The following is a 19621-nucleotide window of genomic DNA, read 5'->3' as shown; positions in this document are numbered from 1 at the left end:
AGCGCCTCAGCCGACGATATTGGGAAGGAACAGGACGACGCCCGGCAGCAGGGCGAGCGCGAGGATGACGAGGATGATCGCGGCGAGGAACGGCAGCGATTCCCGGAAATACTCCTCGACCGGGCAGCGCAGGATGCCGCAGACCGTGTACATCGCGACGCCTACCGGCGGGGTCATGCCGCCGAGGGTGATGACCGACATCATCAGGATGCCGAAGTGCACGGGATCGACCCCGAGCCGCGTGACGAGCGGCACGAAGATCGGCGTCAGCATGAGGACGAGCACGGTCGATTCGACGAAGAGCCCGGCGATGAACAGGAAGAGGAGGATGAGCAGGATGACGAGCACCGGCTCCTGCGTCAGCCCGAGCATCGCCGCAGCGATCGTCTGCGGCGCCTGTTCGAAGATGATGGCGTAACCGACCATGCCCGACATCAGGATGATGAGCATGATGACGCCGACGTCGAGCACTGCTTCGCCGAGCGCTTCGACGAGGCCGGACCAGGTCAGCTCCCGGTGCAGCAGCACGCCGACGAGCATGGCATAGACAACCGCGAAGGCCCCGACCTCGGAGGCTGTGAAGATACCGCCGCGAATGGCGACGAGCAGGATGACGGGGAAGAGCAGCGCCCATTTGGCATCGCGGATCGCGCGCCACACGTCGCGCGCCGTCGGCAGTTCGGCGCCCTCCGCCTGGTAGCCGCGCTTGCGGGCGACGAGCCAGGCCGTGAACATCATCGCCGCCATCATGACGAGGCCGGGGATGACGCCGGCGAGGAACAGCTTGCCGATGGAGACGTTGCCGACGAAGCCGTAGAGGATGAGGCCGAGGCTCGGCGGGATGGTCGCCGTGATCAGCGAGCCGACGGCGATGACCGCGCCGGTGAAGCCGCGCGAATAGCCGCGCCGGATCATGTCCGGCCCGAGGATGCGCGCCTCCATGGCGGCATCGGCGACGGCCGAGCCGGAGACGCCGCCCATCAGGGTCGACAGCACGATGCAGACCTGGGCGAGGCCGCCGGCCATCCACGAGACGAGCACGTTTGAGCAGGCGATGAGCCGGGTCGTGATGCCCGTGCGGTTCATCATGTGGCCGGCGAGCACGAAGAAGGGCACCGCGAGCAGCGGGAAGCTCTGCGAGGCCGTGGCCACCTGCTGCACGCCGATGGACACCGGGATCGAGCCGGCACCGAGAAAGAAGCTGAAGCCCGCGATGCCGATGGCAAAAGCGATCGGCAGGCCGGCGAACATCAGGACGAAGAAGATCGCACCGAGAAGCAGCATCGCCTGTCACTCCGCGGCGTGGCTGGCGCCGGCCATGTCCTCGTCGGGCCGCGCGAAAACGAGGTTCGGGCCGAGGGAGCCGCCGGTGAAGGCGCCGGCGAGGCTGCGCACGAGGTGGACGGTGAGCGTGAGGGCGAGCAGCAGGCAACCGGCCGGTACCGCGCCCGTCACCCAGCCGTAGGAGATGCCGCTGTCGCCATAGACGCGCTCGAGGTTGAGCATCGTCAGACGCGCGCCCTGCCAGGCCATGGTGAGAAGGAAGGCGAGCGTCATGAGCCCCAAGAGGATCTCGAGGCCGTGGCGCAGCCTGACGGGCAGCTTGCGCACGAAGAAATCGACGCCGACATGCGCCTTGATGCGCAGCGCCTTGTTGGCCCCGAGCATGGCGAGCCAGACGAAGAAGAGCTGGGCGAGGTCCACGGACCAGATCAGCGGATGGCCGAAAGTGCGGGCCATGGCCGCCAGAAAGACGAGGAGGACGATCGCGCCGAGCAGGAGCTTGGCGAGCGCATCCTCCAGCGCGAGCAAGAAGCGCATGGAGCGTCTCCGAATGGAAACGGGCCGCCACCAAAGCAGCGGCCCGGGCGGGGGCCTGGCAAGGCGGCCCGTCGTGATTACTTCAACATCTCGTCGATGGTCTTCTTGAGCTCAGCATAGCCGAGCTTGCCGTAGACGTCCGCCGTCGCCTCGCGGAAGGGGGTAACGTCGATCTCGGTGATCGTCACGCCCTTGGCGGCCATGTCCTTCTCGTAGGTACCGATGGCCTCCTCGGTCGTGCGGGAGGCGAAGTCGCCGGCGGCCAGGGCCTCTTCCTTCAGCGCGGTCTGCATGTCGGCGGGCAGGCCGTCGAACCAGCCGGCGCTGGTGACGAGGCCGGTAATGAGATTGATGTGGCCCGTCTTGGTCATGTGCTTGGTGACCTCGTAGAGACGGGCGCCGTAAGCGGCCGGCGTCTGCGCCTCCACGGCGTCGATGGCCTGCTGCTGCAGTGCCGGATAGACCTCAGCCCAGGCCATGGGCGTCGGCGTCGCGCCCATCGCGCGGATGGTCTCGATCCAGACCGGCGCGCCGGGGGTGCGCATGCGGACGCCGGCGAGGTCCGCCGGCTTCGACACCGGCTTGTTGGTGAGCAGATGCCGCTCACCCTGCCACCAGTTGAAGGACAGCACCTCGTGGCCGGAGGCCTTGCGCAGCTTCTGCGCCCATGCGTCGAAGAGCGGCGACGTCACGACCTTGCGCACGCCGTCGTAGCCGCTGGCGAGAAAGGGGCCGCCAAGGACACCGAATTCAGGCACGAAGACGGCGAGACGGCCGCCGTCGACGACGACCGCGACATTGGCGCCGGCGCGCGCCTGCTCGAGCACGTCCTCGTCCTTGCCGAGCTGCGAGCCGGAGAAGATACGGATCTCGAACTCGCCGTTGCTGCGCTCCTTCATACGGTCGCGCAAGCGCTCGAGCCCCTTGTAGATGGGGTCGTCCGTCGTCAGCGCCGTGTTGATGTTCAATTGATACTTGGCCGCAAGCGCGGCGCTCGACATGGTGGTGGCGGCGGCAAGCGCCGCAAGGCCCGCGCAGGCGGACAGGACGACTCGATGGATGAACATCAGCAATCTCCCAGAGGTTTCCCCGGCGAACGAGCCTTATGCCTATCCCGCTCGCTTAACTGGTATGGTAGTATGGTTATAGCAAAATGCAAGACGCCCGGGAGGAAAGCTGCGTGAGAAACGAAGTCGATCCTGCGGCGGCCATCGCGCCGCAGATCTATCGCCTGCTCAGGCAGGCGATCGTGACGCTGGAATATCTGCCGGGGCAGCGTTTGTCGGAGCAGGAGATCGGCGCCCGCTTCGGGGTCAGCCGCCAGCCGGTACGCGAGGCCTTCATCAAGCTGAGCGAGGCGGGGCTCGTGCGCATCCTGCCGCAGCGCGGCACCTTCGTGGTGAGAATCTCCATGAGGGACGTCGCCAATGCGCGATTCGTGCGCGAGGCGGTCGAGGTGGCTGTGGCGACGACAGCCTGCGCGGTGGCGCCCCCCGAGGCGCTCGACCGGCTCGGCGAACTCATCGCGCTGCAGAAGGAGGCGGCGGCCAGCGACGACCAGCGCCTCTTCCTGCGCTACGACGAGGCCTTCCACCGCACCCTGGCCGAGGCGGTGGAATGCGCGAGCGCCTGGCCGTTCATCGAGGACGTGAAGGCGCAGATGGACCGGGTACGCTACCTCAGCCTGCCGGCAGCCTCGCCCATGTCGCTGCTGATCGACCAGCACGCGGAGATCGTCCGGGCGATCGCCTGTCGCGACGCGCAGCGGGCGGGCGATGCCATGCGCCTGCACCTGCGCGAGATCCTGAACTCCCTGCCCCGCCTCGCCCGGGCGCATCCGGAGCTGTTCGAGGACGACGAGATGCCTGCCCACGCCCGCGAGGCGGCGAGCGCTACCTTCGGCCGCGACGCGGCGCCGGCCTGAGGCCTCAGGCGTTGGCGCCGCCGTCGATGGTGAATTCGGCGCCCGTGACGGAAGCCGCGGTCGGCCCGACGAGCCAAGCCACGAGATCGGCGACGTCCTCCGGTCGGCCATAGCGCGCGATGGCCATAAGGCCGCGCTGCAGATCGGCGCTCTCGCCGTCGGCCGGGTTCATGTCGGTGTCGGTGGAGCCGGGATGGACGATATTGGCCGTGATGCCCCGCGGGCCGAGATCCCGCGCCATGCCTTTCGTCAAGCCGACGAGCGCCGCCTTCGTCATGGCGTAGAGGCTGATGCCGGGCCACGGAACGCGCACGGCGAGCGTGCTGCCGATGGTGACGATGCGCCCGCCCTCTCCCATCGCCCGGGCCGCCCGGCTCGATGCCAGAAAGACGGCACGCAGGTTGACGTCGACCATGCGGTTGAAGTGCTCGGCCGTCAGGTCCACAATCTCGCCCGTCTCGAAGATGCCGGCGTTGTTGACAAGGATATCGATCCTTCCCTTCGGGGCGGCGACGGCGTCGACGGCCGCCGTTACCGCTCCGGGATCGCGGTTGTCGGCCCGGATTGCCCGCGCCTTGCCGCCGGCCGCTTCAATGTCGGCGACGACGCGTGCCGCCTTGTCCTGCGCATGCGCATAGGTGATCGCAACCTCTGCCCCCCGGGCGGCGAGGCGGCGCGCGATCGCCGCACCGATACCGCGGCTGCCACCGGTGACGAGCGCGACTTTGTCCTGAAGAACGGCCATGGCTGGTCCTTTGTGTAACGAACGATACACAAAAGCTACGCGCTTGCCGCCAGCCGTCAAGGGCTTTATTTTATCAATCGATACATAAAATGGTGACGAGCCCGATGGCCCAGCGTGGACGCCCCCGCAGCTTCGACCGCACGGCGGCCCTTCGCCAGGCGATGGAGGTCTTCTGGCAGAAGGGCTACGACAATGCCTCGATGGCGGATCTGACCGCTGCCATGGGGCTGAACCCGCCCAGCCTCTACGCCGCTTTCGGTAGCAAGGAAGGCCTCTTTCGCGAAGCGGTTGCGTTCTATGTCGAGACCGAAGGCAAAGGCATCTGGGAAGAGATCGCCAAGGCGCCGACCGCACGGGAGGCGGTGGCACATCTGCTCGAAGCGACCGCCCTTGCCTATACGAGCGGACCCGAACCGCGCGGCTGCCTGATCGTGCTCGGGGCGCCCCAACCCGAATGCGCCAGCCCCGCCATCCGCGACGACCTAAAGAAGCGTCGGCTGGACGGTGTCCGCATCCTCGAGGAGCGGCTGGAGCGGGCGGTCACCGACGGCGAGATCCCGAACCATGCTGATTGCGCCGCCATCGCGAATTTCTATGCCACCGTGCAGCACGGCCTGTCCATCAGGGCGCGCGACGGGGCATCGCGCGAGACGCTGCTTTCCGTGGCCGGCTGCGCCATGGCGGCATGGGACAAGCTGACCACCTGAAGCCGGCGAACGACCCTCCCCACCGCCGTCTTCCCCCCGCCGTTCGCAGCGCAGCGACGAATATGCTTGCATTTCCGAGAGTGACCACCAACAACTAGCGGCCATGGCACTTCGACGGAGCAAGATTGTCGGCCGCCGGGCATCACGCAGTGTCTATCGCATAGGTTGCCGATGAGCAGCTCCGACGTTACCTCTTTGCCGCTGTCACAAGTGGAACGCGAGCCCACCGACAGTTGGCTGGACATCGAGCGCCTGCTCGACCTCTTCCCGGGCGCATTCTATATCTGCGACCACGAAGGGCGTATCGTCCGCTACAACCAGGGTGCCGCTGATCTGTGGGGTCGCAGGCCGAGACTCAACGACCCGAGCGAGCGGTTCGGCGGTGCTGTTCGTCTTTATCGTCCGGATGGCTCGCTCCTGCCCCACGGGCAGCACCCCATGGCGGAAACCTTGCGGACAGGCGCGCCTGTTCGCAACGCGGAGATCGTGATCGAGCGGCCGGACAGGACGCGCATTCTGGCTCTCGTCAACATCAACCCGCTGTTCAACGCCGCCGGCGCGATCACGGGGGCGATCAACTGCTTCCGCGACATCACGGAACACCGGCAGCAACAGGAGCAGGTCTATAACGAGGCCCTGCGCTCGCACGAGCTGTTGAGCCTCCTGCCGGCCGCGATCTACATGACGGACGCGCAGGGGCGGATCACTTTCTACAACGAGGCGGCGGCAAACCTCTGGGGCTGCCGCCCGGAACTGGGCAAGAGCGAGTTCTGCGGCTCGTGGAAGCTCTTCTGGCCCGACGGAACGCCATTGCCGCACGACGAATGCCCGATGGCCATGGCGCTCAAGGAAAAGCGACCAATCCGCGGCCTCGACGCGGTGGCCGAACGGCCGGACGGCACCAGGGTGCCGTTTCTCCCCTATCCGACACCGCTCTTCGACGCATCGGGCCATCTCGTCGGCGCCGTCAACGTCCTCGTCGACATGACGGAACGGCTGCACGCCGAAGAAGCTGCCCGCCGGCTCGCCCTGATCGTCGAGTCGAGTGACGATGCCATCATCAGCACCGACCTCGACGGCATCGTGACAAGCTGGAACGGAGGCGCCGAGCGCCTCTATGGCTATACGGCGGCCGAAGCCATCGGCCGACCGGTCATGATCCTGATCCCCGACGACCGGCCGGACGAGGAGCCCTCCATTCTCGAACGCATCCGCCGGGGCGAACGCGTTGACCATTACGAGACCGTGCGTCGCTGCAAGGACGGCAGGCTCGTCGATGTCTCGCTCACCGTCTCGCCCATTCATGACGGCGCGGGACGGATCATCGGGGCCTCGAAGATCGCCCGCAATATCACGGACCGGCGGCAGGCCGAGGAGCAGCAGGCATTGTTGCTGCGGGAGATGAACCACCGGATCAAGAATCTCTTCGCCCTCGCGATCGGCATCGTCAGCCTCAGCGGCCGTGCGGCCGGTGCGGAAACTGTGACCGACGCGATCCGCGAGCGACTCGCCGCACTCGCCCGGGCGCACGAACTGACGCTGCATGCTGCAGCCGGCGACGGCATGCGCAGCACGACGCTCAGGGCGCTCATCGAAGCCATCCTCGAACCGTATCGCGAGGCGTCGGCGCCCGGTCGCCTTGCGCTCGACGGCACCGACCTGCCCATCGGCGGCCCGGCACTCACTGGCATCGCGCTTCTGATGCACGAGTTCGCGACCAACGCCGCCAAGTACGGTGCCCTTTCCAGCCCGACAGGACGGATCACGATCCGCTGGGCGCTGGATGGCGACCGGGTGACGATCCTCTGGCGGGAGCACGGCGGACCGCCCATCCAGCATCCGCCGGCGGAGGAAGGCTTCGGCAGCTCGCTCGCGCGCTCGACGGTGCGGCAACTGGGCGGCGCGCTGGCGCGCGAATGGTCGCGCGAGGGCCTCGTCATGCGGCTCAGCATCCCGGCCGAGCGGCTCGGCGCCTGACTTCACACGACGAAGGCCGCCGCCGGGCAGCCGGCGGCGGCCTTCGGGTGCGGCAGGTCCGGGGCGCGTCAGCGCATCGTCGGCATGACGAAGTCGGCCCCGGCGCGGATGCCGGTCGGCCAGCGGCTGGTGATGGTCTTCAGCCGCGTATAGAAGCGTACGCCCTCCGGCCCGTGCATGTGGTGGTCGCCGAAGAGCGACGCCTTCCAGCCGCCGAAGGAGTGGAAGGCCATCGGCACCGGGATCGGGACGTTGATGCCGATCATGCCCACCTGGATCTGGTGCGCGAACTCGCGCGCGGCGTCGCCGTCACGCGTGAAGATGGCGGTGCCGTTGCCGAACTCGTGCTCGTTGATCATGCGGGCGGCCGTCTCGTAGGAATCGGCGCGGGCGACGGCGAGCACGGGGCCGAAGATCTCCTCCTTGTAGATCGTCATGTCGGTCGTAACGTTGTCGAACAGCGTGCCGCCGATGAAATAGCCGTTCTCGTAGCCCTGCATCCGGAAGCCACGGCCGTCGACGACGAGCTTTGCGCCTTCCGCCACGCCGGTATCGACATAGCCGCGCACGCGCTCGAGATGCTGCTTGGTGACGAGCGGGCCCATCTCGGCGTCGGGATCGGTGCCGGGGCCGATCTTGAGGGCGCGCACGCGCGGCTCGAGCTTGGCGATGAGCGCATCCGCCGTCTTCTCGCCGATCGGCACCGCGACCGAGATCGCCATGCAGCGCTCGCCGGCCGAGCCGTAGGCGGCGCCCATGAGCGCGTCGACCGCCTGGTCCATGTCGGCGTCGGGCATGACGATCATGTGGTTTTTGGCGCCGCCCAGCGCCTGGCAGCGCTTGCCGGTGCGCGCCGCCGTCTCGTAGATGTAACGGGCGATCGGGGTGGAGCCGACGAAGCTGACGGCGGAGATGTCGGGGTCGAAGAGGATGGCGTCGACCGCCTCCTTGTCGCCGTGCACGACGTTGAAGACGCCATCCGGCACGCCGGCCTCCTTCAGCCAGGCGGCGAGCAGCAGCGAGGCGGAGGGATCGCGCTCCGACGGCTTCAGAATGAAGCAGTTGCCGCAGGCGAGCGCCACCGGAAACATCCACATCGGCACCATGGCCGGGAAGTTGAAGGGCGTGATGCCGGCGACGATGCCGAGCGGCTGGCGCAGCGAGTGGCTGTCGACGCGCGTGCCGACGTTCTCCGTCACTTCGCCCTTGAGGAGCTGCGGCGCCGCGGTGGCGAATTCCACCACCTCCATGCCGCGCTGGATCTCGCCCCTGGCGTCGGACAGCACCTTGCCGTGCTCGGCGGTGATGACGGCGGCGAGTTCGTCCGTGCGCTCCTCGAGGATGCGCAGGAAGCGGTTGAGGATGCGCGCGCGGCGCAGCGGCGTCGTGCCAGCCCATTCGGGAAGGGCCTTCTTCGCCGCGGCGACGGCCTCGCGCACCTCGTCCGTGCTTGCGAGCGCCACGACGCCCGTCTCTTCGCCCGTGGCCGGATTGAAGACGGCGGCGGTGCGGCCGCTGCGGCCGGCAACGCGGCGACCGCCGATGAAATGGGGAATGTCGGTCGGCATGGCAGATCCTCCCAGAAGACTCGGACCGGAGCGTCGGGCCGATTGAACCGCCCCCCTTATCGTTTCCAGAGATTTGCACATCAATGGCCGATATTGCGGCTCTGATGTGCAAAAACTATAGTCGTCTGATGGACTGGGACCGCATCCGCATCTTTCTCGCCGTGGCCCGTACCGGGCAGATCCTCGGCGCCGCCCGGCGCCTCGGGCTCAACCACGCCACGGTGGGGCGCCAGCTCACGGCCCTCGAGGAGGAACTCGCCACGAAGCTTGTCGAGCGCCAGACCAACGGCTGCGCCCTGACGCCCGCGGGCGAGGCGCTGATGGCCGCGGCAGAGCGGGCCGAATCCGAGTTCCTCAAGGTGGAGGCGCAACTGTCCGGCACCGCCGAGGCGATCGGCGGCACCGTGCGTGTCGGCGCCCCGGACGGGCTCGGCAACTATTTTCTCTCGCGCGCGCTCGGCGCGCTCGCCGCCGAACATCCCGACCTCGTCATCCAGCTCGTGCCTTTGCCGCGCACCTTCTCCCTGTCGCGGCGCGAGGCCGATCTTGTCATCACGCTCGACCGGCCGAAGCAGGGCCGCGTCATCGTGAAGAAGCTCACGGATTATACGCTCAGCGTCTATGCAGCGGAGAGCTACCTCACCCGCAGCGGTGCCATCACGCGCGAGGAGGACCTCGCCGGCCACCTCTTCGTCACCTACGTGGAGGACTTCGTCTACAGCCGCGCGCTCGACTATGCGGCGACCCTCGGCCGGCTGATGCACCGGCGCTTCGAATGCGGCAGCGTCGTCGGCCAGATGGAGGCGGTGCGGGCCGGCCACGGCGTCGGCATCCTGCACGACTATGCCGCCATGCAATATCCCGAGCTCAAGCGGCTCCTGCCTCACATCCGCTTCATGCGGAGCTACTGGCTGATCGCCCATCCCGACACGCACGACACGCGCCGCGTCGCCGCCGTGGCGCGCCGCATCACGGCGAGCGTGCGCGAGGCGCGCGACGCATTCGTCGTCGCAGGTGCGGATGACGCGCTCGGGAATACAGAGCGATAGCGATCCCGGTCCTGCGGACCGGAACCGAAGCGGCGAAGCCTCGTTGGCGGCAGATGATGCCTTCAAGCCCGCGATCAAAGCAAATGAGGAATGGCGCAACCGGCTGTCGGTCGAGCTCGCCGCTCATCTCGGCGCGGAGCTGCCGCTTCTGGTGCGCAGCGCCTGCTGCGATCAGCACTGCTCCGAGAGGCAGCAACCCCGACCGCGACGCGGTCATCGCCGAGCCGGCGCAGCACTGACCTGATCCGCCTGCTACAGGCGGTAGATGGCCGCTCCCCCGGCAAGGCCCGCGCCCGCCGCGGCGAGGAGCAGCAAGTCGCCTTGACCGAGCCTGCGCGCGCCTTTTGCCTGGGACAGGGAAAAGGGAATGGTCGCCGCGGACGTGTTGCCGAATTCGGCGAGGGTGGACAGCGTTCGCTCCGGCCCGATCGCCAGCTTGTCGGCCACCGCCGCGATCATGCGGCCATTGGCCTGATGCGGCGCGAAACAGGCGATTTCGTCCGCCGCGATCGCCGCTTCCGCGAACACCTGCCGGCAGGAAGAGACCATCATCTCCACCGCCGCGGCGAAGACGGCGCGCCCGTCACGCATCACCATGCGGCCGTCGCGTGCGGGCGTGTCCGCCGTCAGCGCACGGCGGCTGCCGCCGGCGGGGATCTGGATGAGGTCGTAGCCGGTGCCATCACTCGCGAGCGCCGAGGCGAGAAGCCCGGCCTCGCGGCGCCCATCAGGCGCGAGGACGAGCGCCCCGGCGGCATCGGCGAAGAGCGCCGCCGTCATGCGATCGTCCGGATCGATGCGCCGGGACAGGATGTTGGCCGCGATCACGAGCACCGCCCGCCCCGTCGCGCGCACGAACCCCTCCGCCAGCACGAAGGCATAGAGGAAGCCGGCGCAGGCGCCCGTGAGGTCCACCGCCCCGCAGGAGAGGCCGAGCCGCTGCGCGACGAGCGGCGCGGTCGGCGGCAACAGGTGGTCGGGTGTGCTGGTGGCGAGGAGGACGAGGCCGAAGGCATCGGGCGCCATGCCTGCTTCGGCGAGCGCCATCGCCGCCGCCGGCACGGCAAGGTCGCTCACCGCCTCGTCCGCAGCCGCCCAGCGCCGCTCGCGGATGCCGGTGCGCCGGGCGATCCAGCCCTCGTCGAGACCGAGCCTTGCCTCGATCTCGGCATTCGCCACGACGCGCGCCGGGGCATGATGGCCGAGGCCGGCGATGCGGGTCCCGCCCATCAAGCCCGCCCGAACCGCTCCGCCGCCGCGGCGACGGCGGCGTAGATGCGGTCGAGGTCCTCGGCGGTCACGCAATAGGGCGGCATGACGTAGACGGTGTTGCCGAGCGGGCGCAGCAGGAGGCCCCTTTCGCGGAAGAAGGCCGCGAGCTGCGGGCCGATGCCGGCGAGATAACCGGGATCGTCGACGGTGAGGTCGAGCGCCGCGACGGTGCCGAGGCGCCGCACCCAGGCGAAGCGCGCATCGTCGCGGAAGCGCGCCAGCCGCTCCTCTTGCAAGGCGCCCAGAGCGGCGATGCGCTCGCCGACCGGCTCCGCGTCCCAGATGTCGAGATTGGCGTTGGCCGCGGCGCAGGCGATGGGATTGGCCGTGAACGAGCTCGAATGGAAGAAGGTGCGTCGGCGGTCCTCGGAATAATGGGCGTCGAAGATCTCGCGGCGGCAGAGCGTGACGGCAAGCGGTAGCGCGCCGCCGGTGAGGCCCTTGGCGCAGCACAGGATATCCGGCGCGATAGCGGCGTGCTCGCAGGCGAAGAGCCGGCCCGTGCGGCCGAAACCGGTCATCACCTCGTCGGCGATGAGGAGCACGCCGTGGCGCTCGCAGATGCGGCGCATCTCGGCGAGCACCCAGGCCGGATAGACCAACATGCCGCCGGCGCCGAGGATGAGCGGCTCGACGAGCAGCGCGGCGCAGGGCGCTTCCCGGCACGTGGCCTCGAGCGCGGTGAGCGTCGCCTCCTCGCGGCCCTCAGCCGGGAACGGCAGGCGGGCGACATCGAAGAGCAGTGGCTCGTAGGCAACGTTGTAGATGCCGCGCGCGCCCGCCGACATCGTGCCGATGGTGTCGCCGTGATAGCCGTGCTCCAGTGCGAGGATGCGGCTGCGCGGCTCGCCGATGTTGCGCCAGTAGCCGACCGCCATCTTGAGCGCGACCTCGACGGCGGTGGAGCCGCTGTCGGAGAAGAAGACATGGGCGAGCCCCTCCGGCGCCCGCGCCACCAGCCGGCGCGCCAGCGCCTCGGCCGCCGGATGCGTATGGCCGGCGAAGATGACCTGGTCGAGGTCCCCGGCCTGTTCGCGGATCGCCGCCACGATGCGCGGATGGCAATGGCCGTGGGTGATGACCCACCAGGAGGAGATGGCGTCGAGAATGCGCTCGCCCGTCGCCGTCGTCAGCCACGCGCCCTCACCGCGCAGGACGAGCGGCGGCTCGGGCGCGAGCGCGTGCTGGGTAAAGGGATGCCAGACCGGAGACGGGCCGGCGAAGGTCGTGCGATAATTCATGGTCATCACCGAAAGTCGGCCGGATCGAAACCGGCGGCGAAGGCCGAAGCGAGCGTTTCCCGCGTCAGCAGCGGCAGAAGCGGCAGGCGACCGAGGCGACGCACGACGCCGAACTCGGCGATGATGGCCTCGCTGTCCTCGTTCGGCTCGCCGATGAAGGCGACGCCGTGGACGGGAATGTGCCGCCGCTTCAGGGCCTCGAGGGCGAGCAGCGCGTGGTTGATGGTGCCGAGGCGCGTCGCGGCGCAGAGGATGACCGGCAGGCCCCAGGCAGCGAAGACATCGATGAACAGCGTGCCCCGCGTCAGCGGAACCATCGGCCCGCCGGCGCCCTCGACGACGAGCGGGCCGGCGACGGTGGGCAGGGTGAGCGCGCCCAGATCGCGCGAAGAGGCCACTGAGCCGGGGGCGCCCGGATCCCCCTCCTCCCGCCTGCGGCGGGGCGAGGGAGCGATGGTGCTCTCGCGCCCTATGGTGTGCGTCGGGGGGCGCGATCCCACATCGATCACAACGCCTTCCGCCTCCGCGGCGCGGTGGGGCGAGGCCGGCAAGGCGAGACGGTACGCCTCGAGCAGGACATGGCTATCCTGCAGGCCGGAGAGGCGGCGCACTGTCTCCGAATCCGTCTCTCCGTCAAGGCCGGCCTGCACTGGCTTCCAGTAGAATCCGCCGAGCGCGCCGACGAGCGCGGCGCAGAAGACGGTCTTGCCGATGCCGGTATCGGTGCCGGTGACGATGAAGCCGCTCAAGACGTCCTCCCCTTCATGAAGCGGCCGAGCGCCGCCATGAGCGCGCCGATCGCCGCCTCGTCCACGTGCAGCGTCAGCGCAATGCGCAGGCGCGCCGTGCCGGGCGGTACCGTCGGCGGGCGGATGGCACGCACGTCGAACCCCTCTTCCTGCAAGGCGGCCGCGACGGCGCTCGCCCGGCGGTCCGCGCCGAGGATGACGGGCTGGATGTGCGTCGCCGTCGCGGGCAGGCCGCAGCGGGTGAGACCTGCTCGCGCGTGAGCGACGAGCGCTGCGAGGCGCTGCCGGCGGTCGTCGGCCGCAGAAGCGAGGCCGAGCGCCGCGCGCACCATGGCGGCGACGAGGGGCGACGGAGCGGTGGCATAGATGAAGCCGCGCGCGCGGTTGATCATGTAGTCGCGCAAAGAGCGCGGCAGGCAGACGAGCGCGCCCATGACGCCGACCGCCTTGCCGCAGGTGTGCAGCGTTACGACATTCGCCTGCCCCTCGAGCGCGGCGGCGAGGCCCCGCCCGCCGGGCCCGCAGATGCCGGTCGCATGGGCCTCGTCGAGGAGCAGCATGGCCTCGTGCCGGTCGGCGATCGCCGCAAGGTCCGCGAGCGGGGCGACGTCGCCGTCCATGCCATAGAGCGTCTCGGCGGCGATCCACACGCGGCCGCGCCCGCCCGCCGCCCTGAAGCGGCGGATCGCATCGGCGACGGCATCGGCATCGTTGTGCGGCACCGCGACGGCCTCGGCCGGCGAGGCAGCGAGCCCCTCGTGCACGCTGGCGTGGATCAGCGCATCGTGGACGACGAGATCGCCGCGGCGCGGCAAGGTGGCGACGAGGGCGGCATTGGCGGCAAAGCCGCCCGCGAAGAAGAGCGTGCTCTCGGCGCCGAAGAAGGCCGCCGCCTCCTCCTCCAGCGCCTCGTGCTCGGCGTGGTTGCCGCGCAGCAGGCGCGAGCCGCCCGCCCCCGCCGGCACGCCGCGGGCGAGCGCGGCGGCCGCAGCCTCGCGCAGCGCCTCGCTCCCGCTGAGGCCGAGATAGTCGTTGGACGTGAAGTCGATGCCGCAGCGCGGCGCCAGCGCGCGCAGCCGCCCGCGTCGGCCGAGCGCCGCAAGGGCCGCCTCATGCGTCGGCATCGACACCCTCGCCGGCCGGCATCGCGGTGAGGCCAAGGCGTGCGAAGAGCGCCGCATCCCGCTCCTCGCTCGCGTTGCGGGTCGTCAGCAGCGTCTCGCCGAGGAAGAGCGAATTGGCCCCTGCGAAGAAGCACAGGGCCTGCGCCTCGTCGCTCATGTACTGCCGGCCGGCCGACAGGCGCAGCACGCTTTGCGGCATCATGATGCGCGCCACCGCGACGAGACGTGCGAAGGCGATGGCGTCCGGCCGCTCCGCCCGCGCGGCGACGGGTACGCCCGCCACCTCGTTCCACAGGTTGAGCGGTACGCTTTCGGGCGCGGGGTCGAGATTGGCGAGCAGGACCAGCATGGCGAGCCGGTCGTCGAGCGTCTCTCCGAGGCCGACAATGCCACCGCAGCACAGCTTGAGGCCCGCCTCGCGCGCGTTGGCCAGTGTCGCGAGCCGGTCTTCCAGGGTGCGCGTCGAAATGATCTCGCCGTAGAAGCCGGGCGAGGTGTCGACATTGTGGTTGTAGTAGTCGAGCCCGGCGGCGCGCAACGCCCCGGCTTCCTCCCCGGTCAGCATGCCGAGCGTGGCGCAGGTTTCGAGTCCGAGGGCCTTCACGGCCTCGACCATGGCGGCGACGCGGGCGAGGTCGCGCGGCTTCGGACTGCGCCAGGCCGCCCCCATGCAGAAGCGCGTCGCGCCCTCCGCCTTCGCGCGGCGGGCGGCGGCGACGACCTCCTCGAGCGCCATCAACCGGGTCGCCTTGACGCCCGTGTCGTAGCGGGCGCTCTGCGAGCAATAGCCGCAATCCTCCGGGCAGCCGCCCGTCTTGATGCTCAGGAGACGGCTGAGCTGGATGGCATTGGGGTCGAAATGGCGCCGGTGCACCGCATGGGCGCCATGGATGAGATCGTTGAACGGCAGCCCGTGGAGCGCCTGCGCCTGCTGCAATGTCCAGAAACCCGCCTGCCCGGTGCCAGCCTGCCCTGTCGCCTCGGCCTCTCCGGTTGGTGTCTCGAGCATCGGCCACTCCATTTTATAGATAAAATAGCGAATCCACTCATCAATGGATTCCACACGATCTATAAAATGGCAATCCGATCTCTAGCCGTCAGCCGAAGAGCGGATATCCGCCCTGCTCAACCCGCGCCCGCCGCGGCAGGGGACCGATGCGCTTGACGTGGCGGGCGAGCGTCGCGCAGGCAGCATCAGCGTCGCCTCTACGCAGGGCGGCAAGAATGGCCCGATGCTCGACATCGACGCGCGGCTCCCACGCCGCCGCCGAGCCTCCGACGAGGAAGCGCGCGCTCGCCGCATGCAGGTCGTCGATCGTCCGCAGCAGCCGCGGCATCCCGCAAGGCGCAAGGAGGAGCCGGTGAAAGCGCCGGTTCGCCGCCTCCCAGGAACGGATATCGCGGCAGCGATCCGCCGCATCAGCCGCCCGCTCCGCCTCGGCGAGCATGGCAGGAGTGAGATGCGGCACGGCATGGCGCAGCGCCAGCGCCTCGAGAGCCGAGCGCATCTCGGCCACCTCACGCATCTCGGCAGGATCGAAGGCAGCGACGCGCACGCCGCGCCGCGGCTCACTGACGGCGAGCCCCTGCGCCTCCAGCCGGCGGAAGGCTTCCCGCACAGGCACGTGGCTCGCGCCGAACTCGGCAGCGATATGGTCCTGCCGCAGCTTCTCCCCGGGCGCCAACGCCCCCGATACGATCCGCTCGGCGAGGATGCGGGTGATCTTGGACGCAACCGTCTCTTCAGGCTCTCGTGTCATGATTTTATAGATAAAACACGCACGCCCGGCTGTCGACAGAGGGCGGACGGCGTTGCCGGTCCAGCCACAGCGGGCAAGCGCCACACGACGGGCGCGCCCACCCTGACCGCCACGGAAATACAGCATTCATTGAGCGCTATACTTGCGTTTTCCGCCGATCTACCGCTACCTCTATAAACAGATTACAATAACGTGACTACACGCCGCCTATAAAGAAAAATTAAAATACAATATCTAAAATATATTCAACAACATCTCAGAAAAAGCTGTCCGAACCCACCTTCGGACCATCAAGCCTGCAACGAGTCGATTGAAAGGAGGCCGATGTGCCATCCCTCTCACAGCTTCTGCCGTTTTCCTCACGCCCGGCCTTCCGCATCGAAAACGCCAGCGACAGGAATGCGTTCAAGGCCCCCTTCGTCGCCGCCTATGAGAACCTGCGATCGGTCGACGGGATCGACGATTTCGCCTCGCTGCTCGGCATGTCCCTGCCGCAGCTGCAGCAGGCCATCGCCACGCTTGCCATCCTTGGCGTCGCGACGCCCTTCGTCGCCGTGGGTGCCAAGGGCACCATCGACGAGTGCCTCGAGCGCTTCAGGCAGGATTTCCCCCTGCTGCTGCAGAAGCTGCACGAGCGCGAGGAGGCGATCATCGACCTGCTGGAGCGATCCGGCACGTCACCGGCCGATGTCGAGCGAATCAAGGGAATGTTCAGGGAGTCACAGGGCCTTGTCTCCGCCTGCACCGGCAGAACCGTGCCACCCCAGGACATTGCGGAAGCGGTGATGGACCTCGCGCGGAAGACCGCGGCAGCGCGACCGGAAGCCGGCGGAAATGGCGAACAGCCGAACGCGACCCTCGCCTATCAGGCCGCCCGCTATGCACGGGACAGATCGACGGCCACCTCCGAGAAGATCGACCGCAACTTCAGCATCCCAACGGCGGCGGCGATGACGGGCATGACGGCCGGCATGGTGCTGTCGATGGCAGATTCGATAGCCGGCATCGTCGAGGGCGCTGCACCGGCCGGCTCGGCGGCAAGCCAAGGAGCCACGACCGCTGCGGCCGTGCTCGGCACGGCCGCGACGGCCGCGTTCCTGCCCTCGCAGCTCGCCATGGCCGCGGTCGGCGCGTCGAAATGCGTGACGGGCGTGATGCGCCACCGGCAGTTGAAGGGAGACAGGCTGGCACTGCGGGGCGTCCGCAACCTCCTCGACCCCGCAGTCTTCCGGGCGGTCGACCAGGGGCTCAAGCGGCTCGGCTATTACAACAGGCACCATTCCATCGTCCATGGCGCGGGCATGGCGGCCGGGCAGAGCCTGATGGCGGCCGGCAGCATCGCCTCGCTCACCGGCGTCGCCGGCCTCGTCGGCGTCCTGCTCGCGGCCGTCGGCGCGCCGCTGACGGTCGGCGCCGCGGTGGAGAAGATCGTCTACGAGAAGAAGGAGGCGCGCTTCCGCGGAGAGGGCGCATCGGAATTGGCGCATGCCGCCGCCGAGGCGTCCGCGCCGGATGAACTGGTGCGGACCGCCGGCTCCGACGGCGCGCTCGCCGTCCTCGCCGGCCATTATGCAGATGCCCAGCGACGCACCGTCGTAGCCAAGCTGCACGGCCTGATCGATCAGGTGCTCGCGGAGGAAGACCCGGCCGCCCCCGCCGACGCGCTGAGCCGACGGGAGAAGGTCGCGAAACGTGTGGCGGACCTCTCGTCGGGCCACCGCACGGGGCTTCTCCCTGCGGATGTGATGCGGCTGACGGAACTCTTCCACAAGGATTATCCCCCGCAGTCGTTTGCGGGCACGGCCGGCGATGTGCGCACTCGCCTGAAGGAGAGGATGGACAACGATCCGCGGACGCGGCTCCTCGCCGCCTCCGGCCCGGTTCAAAAGGCCATCTTCGAGAAAACGATGCACCGCGTCATCAAGGACGGGGCAATTGACATCGCAGGCCATCTCAACCTCGCTGGCCGTGGCCCGCATCTCATGAAGCCGGAACACCTCGCCGCGCTCAGGGCCGCCGATCCACGCGCCGAGGATCATTATCTGCGCAGCAGCCTGAAGGTCCTCAGCAGGCAGGAGAAGAAGGACGGCAAGCTGGCGCGCGACAGGGTTGCCCAAGACATCGTCGCCGTCGCCCGTGGGGCGCAGCTCGCCGCCGCCCTCGTGCCGGAAGCCGCATCCCGAACGCCGGCGCCGGCGCAGCCCGAGCGGTCTTCTTTACCCCCACCGCGCCCCGCAACGCCGGAGGTTGCAGCGGCCGCGCCGGCCGCCTCCGTGGAGGAGGCTGCTTTCCTGGCGCGCGCCCGGGCCGGCATCGCGCTCAACCGCTACGGCGAAGACGCCGCCTACATCGCCCATGCGCAGCGGGGCATCGACCTGAGGCAGGAAGCCCTGCAAAAAGCGCCGGACCGCGAAGGGCCGCGCGAGGGTTTGCTCGCAGGCTGACGCAAGGCAGGAGCGGTCCCGGCCACACGTGGCGGGGACCGACAGGGCGCGCATGTTTCTCCGCGCCGCGGCGGACGGTTCAGTGGCCCGCGCCCCGCGCGATCATCGTTGCGGGCGTTTCGGGCGACGTTTTCTCGACCGGCTCCGATGCACAACCCGCTCCTGCCGTCGCGCGCAGGACGGCCACGCCGTCGGCAATCACACCACGCAGTCTCGACGGTGTTGAGCGGGACCAGCCCGTCGTTTTCCGACCGCCCTGCCGCCAAGCGAACTGTCTTTGATCATGTGGAGCAGTGCTCGGAGAGTTTTGCGTTCAGCGCCACGACAGTTGGCGAATGCCGCTTGTTCCGGTGACAATACGCTGCTCGGCACTCATCGCCGCACGGGCGGGTAAAATCAATCAACCAATCGAGCAGGCTCCAACGAATATCGCCCTGCTGACAGCCGGCCGTGATCTGGTTTTCCGTCAGGTCACCGGCTAGCTGTCTGTCGACGAGATTGGCCATCTTTCGGAGAGGCCCCTCCCCGTCACGCCGGCCTTTCTACCACGTTCGGCCGCCACTTGATCAAGCGCTTCTCGGCCACGTCGAGAACACTGTCGATCAGGAGCACGAAGGTAGACGCCGGATGTTAATCCGTTCTGTTTATATACTATTTAATTATATCATGACGAAATCGCAGGATACTGCAGGATACCTTGGGCGGGCCCTGAATCATTCCCACTCGAATATTTTTTTAGCCCTAAGCATCTGATAAATCTGCGAAAAATAATTTCAACGGCTGAGTATGCCGTGTAAGGTACCGTCAAAACCTAGCCTTTTGATTTTGCTGGGCTTTCGGGAGCGAACCTAGCTAGAAAAATCCTGTGAACTATCGAGATCTATCGGCCATTCTCGTGGTGTCGTAAACGGCGATTGACCTGACCCCCTGTTTTTCCTCCACTTGCGAGTAGAGTCCGGCCCAGCAGAGGGACGGATTGGATGAAGCGGAAGCGGTTTTCGGACGAGCAGATCATTGGCATTTTGAAGGAGGCCGATGCGGGGGCGGTGGTGCTGGATCTGTGCCGCAAGCACGGGATGTCGAGCGCGACTTTCTATGCGTGGAAGGCCAAGTATGGCGGGCTGGAGCTGAGCGAGGCGAAACGTCTGCGCGCGCTCGAGGACGAGAATGCCAGGCTGAAGCGGCTGCTGGCGGATGCGATGCTCGACAATGCGGGGTTGAAAGACCTGCTGGGAAAAAA

Annotated in this window: 19 protein-coding genes; 7 read left to right on the top strand and 12 right to left on the bottom strand. The window is 68.2% G+C overall.

The window, feature by feature from the left end; genetic code table 11:
- Positions 1-6 precede the first annotated feature (6 nt).
- From ASC46_RS17215 to ASC46_RS17205, 3 genes are all read right to left on the bottom strand, one after another.
- Positions 7-1284: a TRAP transporter large permease gene (locus ASC46_RS17215; protein WP_055460540.1), complete on the bottom strand. Its 1278-nt coding sequence runs from the start codon at positions 1282-1284 to the stop codon at positions 7-9.
- Between the two features lie 6 nt (positions 1285-1290).
- Entirely contained in the window at positions 1291-1821 is a 531-nt protein-coding gene (locus ASC46_RS17210) for a TRAP transporter small permease (protein ID WP_055460539.1), read from the bottom strand.
- A 77-nt stretch (positions 1822-1898) separates the two neighbouring features.
- Positions 1899-2888: a C4-dicarboxylate TRAP transporter substrate-binding protein gene (locus tag ASC46_RS17205; protein WP_055460538.1), complete on the bottom strand. Its 990-nt coding sequence runs from the start codon at positions 2886-2888 to the stop codon at positions 1899-1901.
- A gap of 113 nt (positions 2889-3001) precedes the next feature.
- On the opposite strand from ASC46_RS17205, the gene ASC46_RS17200 reads away from it, so the two are divergent.
- A complete protein-coding gene (locus ASC46_RS17200; protein WP_082464889.1) occupies positions 3002-3745 on the top strand; it encodes a GntR family transcriptional regulator in 744 nt (247 codons plus the stop codon).
- Positions 3746-3749: 4 nt separating this feature from the next.
- Here the strand turns inward: ASC46_RS17200 and ASC46_RS17195 are convergent, their stop codons facing one another.
- A complete protein-coding gene (locus ASC46_RS17195; RefSeq protein WP_055460536.1) occupies positions 3750-4490 on the bottom strand; it encodes an SDR family oxidoreductase in 741 nt (246 codons plus the stop codon).
- A 104-nt stretch (positions 4491-4594) separates the two neighbouring features.
- Here ASC46_RS17195 and ASC46_RS17190 point away from each other — a divergent pair, with 104 nt between their 5' ends.
- Positions 4595-5197 (top strand): TetR/AcrR family transcriptional regulator, encoded by a 603-nt coding sequence (locus ASC46_RS17190; protein WP_055460643.1) that lies wholly within the window; start codon positions 4595-4597, stop codon positions 5195-5197.
- A gap of 171 nt (positions 5198-5368) precedes the next feature.
- Complete coding sequence (locus ASC46_RS17185) at positions 5369-7174, top strand: PAS domain S-box protein (protein WP_072249551.1); 1806 nt, start codon at positions 5369-5371, stop codon at positions 7172-7174.
- Positions 7175-7242: 68 nt separating this feature from the next.
- Here the strand turns inward: ASC46_RS17185 and ASC46_RS17180 are convergent, their stop codons facing one another.
- The gene (locus ASC46_RS17180; protein ID WP_055460535.1) at positions 7243-8742 is read right to left on the bottom strand and encodes a CoA-acylating methylmalonate-semialdehyde dehydrogenase; all 1500 of its coding nucleotides are present in this window, start codon (positions 8740-8742) and stop codon (positions 7243-7245) included.
- 128 nt (positions 8743-8870) lie between these two features.
- On the opposite strand from ASC46_RS17180, the gene ASC46_RS17175 reads away from it, so the two are divergent.
- The gene (locus ASC46_RS17175; protein WP_055460534.1) at positions 8871-9791 is read left to right on the top strand and encodes a LysR family transcriptional regulator; all 921 of its coding nucleotides are present in this window, start codon (positions 8871-8873) and stop codon (positions 9789-9791) included.
- A 43-nt stretch (positions 9792-9834) separates the two neighbouring features.
- Positions 9835-10035: a hypothetical protein gene (locus ASC46_RS17170; protein WP_055460533.1), complete on the top strand. Its 201-nt coding sequence runs from the start codon at positions 9835-9837 to the stop codon at positions 10033-10035.
- Between the two features lie 8 nt (positions 10036-10043).
- Here ASC46_RS17170 and ASC46_RS17165 read toward each other — a convergent pair whose 3' ends face one another.
- The 6 genes from ASC46_RS17165 to ASC46_RS17140 form a co-directional block, all read right to left on the bottom strand.
- A complete protein-coding gene (locus ASC46_RS17165) occupies positions 10044-11021 on the bottom strand; it encodes a beta-ketoacyl-ACP synthase III (RefSeq protein ID WP_055460532.1) in 978 nt (325 codons plus the stop codon).
- Positions 11021-12310, bottom strand: a complete 1290-nt coding sequence (locus ASC46_RS17160) for an adenosylmethionine--8-amino-7-oxononanoate transaminase (protein ID WP_055460531.1) — start codon at positions 12308-12310, stop codon at positions 11021-11023. Before ASC46_RS17160 ends, ASC46_RS17165 begins: the two co-directional genes overlap by 1 nt.
- Positions 12310-13053 (bottom strand): ATP-dependent dethiobiotin synthetase BioD, encoded by a 744-nt coding sequence (bioD, locus tag ASC46_RS17155; RefSeq protein ID WP_055460530.1) that lies wholly within the window; start codon positions 13051-13053, stop codon positions 12310-12312. Before bioD ends, ASC46_RS17160 begins: the two co-directional genes overlap by 1 nt.
- Positions 13050-14177 carry an 8-amino-7-oxononanoate synthase gene (locus ASC46_RS17150; protein ID WP_055460529.1) on the bottom strand — a complete coding sequence of 376 codons (1128 nt, stop codon included), beginning with the start codon at positions 14175-14177 and terminating at the stop codon, positions 13050-13052. The genes bioD and ASC46_RS17150 overlap by 4 nt, the downstream gene beginning before the upstream one ends.
- Positions 14164-15186 carry a biotin synthase BioB gene (gene bioB / locus ASC46_RS17145; RefSeq protein ID WP_245280606.1) on the bottom strand — a complete coding sequence of 341 codons (1023 nt, stop codon included), beginning with the start codon at positions 15184-15186 and terminating at the stop codon, positions 14164-14166. The genes ASC46_RS17150 and bioB overlap by 14 nt, the downstream gene beginning before the upstream one ends.
- An 88-nt stretch (positions 15187-15274) precedes the next feature.
- Positions 15275-15937, bottom strand: coding sequence for a GntR family transcriptional regulator (locus tag ASC46_RS17140; RefSeq protein ID WP_055460527.1), 663 nt, complete (start codon positions 15935-15937; stop codon positions 15275-15277).
- A gap of 326 nt (positions 15938-16263) precedes the next feature.
- Here ASC46_RS17140 and ASC46_RS17135 point away from each other — a divergent pair, with 326 nt between their 5' ends.
- Positions 16264-18381 (top strand): hypothetical protein, encoded by a 2118-nt coding sequence (locus ASC46_RS17135; RefSeq protein WP_055460526.1) that lies wholly within the window; start codon positions 16264-16266, stop codon positions 18379-18381.
- 281 nt (positions 18382-18662) lie between these two features.
- Here ASC46_RS17135 and ASC46_RS21335 read toward each other — a convergent pair whose 3' ends face one another.
- The gene (locus ASC46_RS21335; RefSeq protein WP_141659706.1) at positions 18663-18887 is read right to left on the bottom strand and encodes a hypothetical protein; all 225 of its coding nucleotides are present in this window, start codon (positions 18885-18887) and stop codon (positions 18663-18665) included.
- 474 nt (positions 18888-19361) lie between these two features.
- Here ASC46_RS21335 and ASC46_RS17130 point away from each other — a divergent pair.
- Positions 19362-19621, top strand: a 260-nt coding sequence (locus ASC46_RS17130) for a transposase (protein ID WP_055460525.1), incomplete at its 3' end; no start/stop codon positions are given.

Source organism: Chelatococcus sambhunathii, from assembly GCF_001418005.1.
Classification (GTDB): Bacteria; Pseudomonadota; Alphaproteobacteria; order Rhizobiales; family Beijerinckiaceae; genus Chelatococcus_A; species Chelatococcus_A sambhunathii.
Note: the sequence above shows the minus strand (reverse complement) of the source record. Positions and strands in the feature narration are given on the sequence as shown.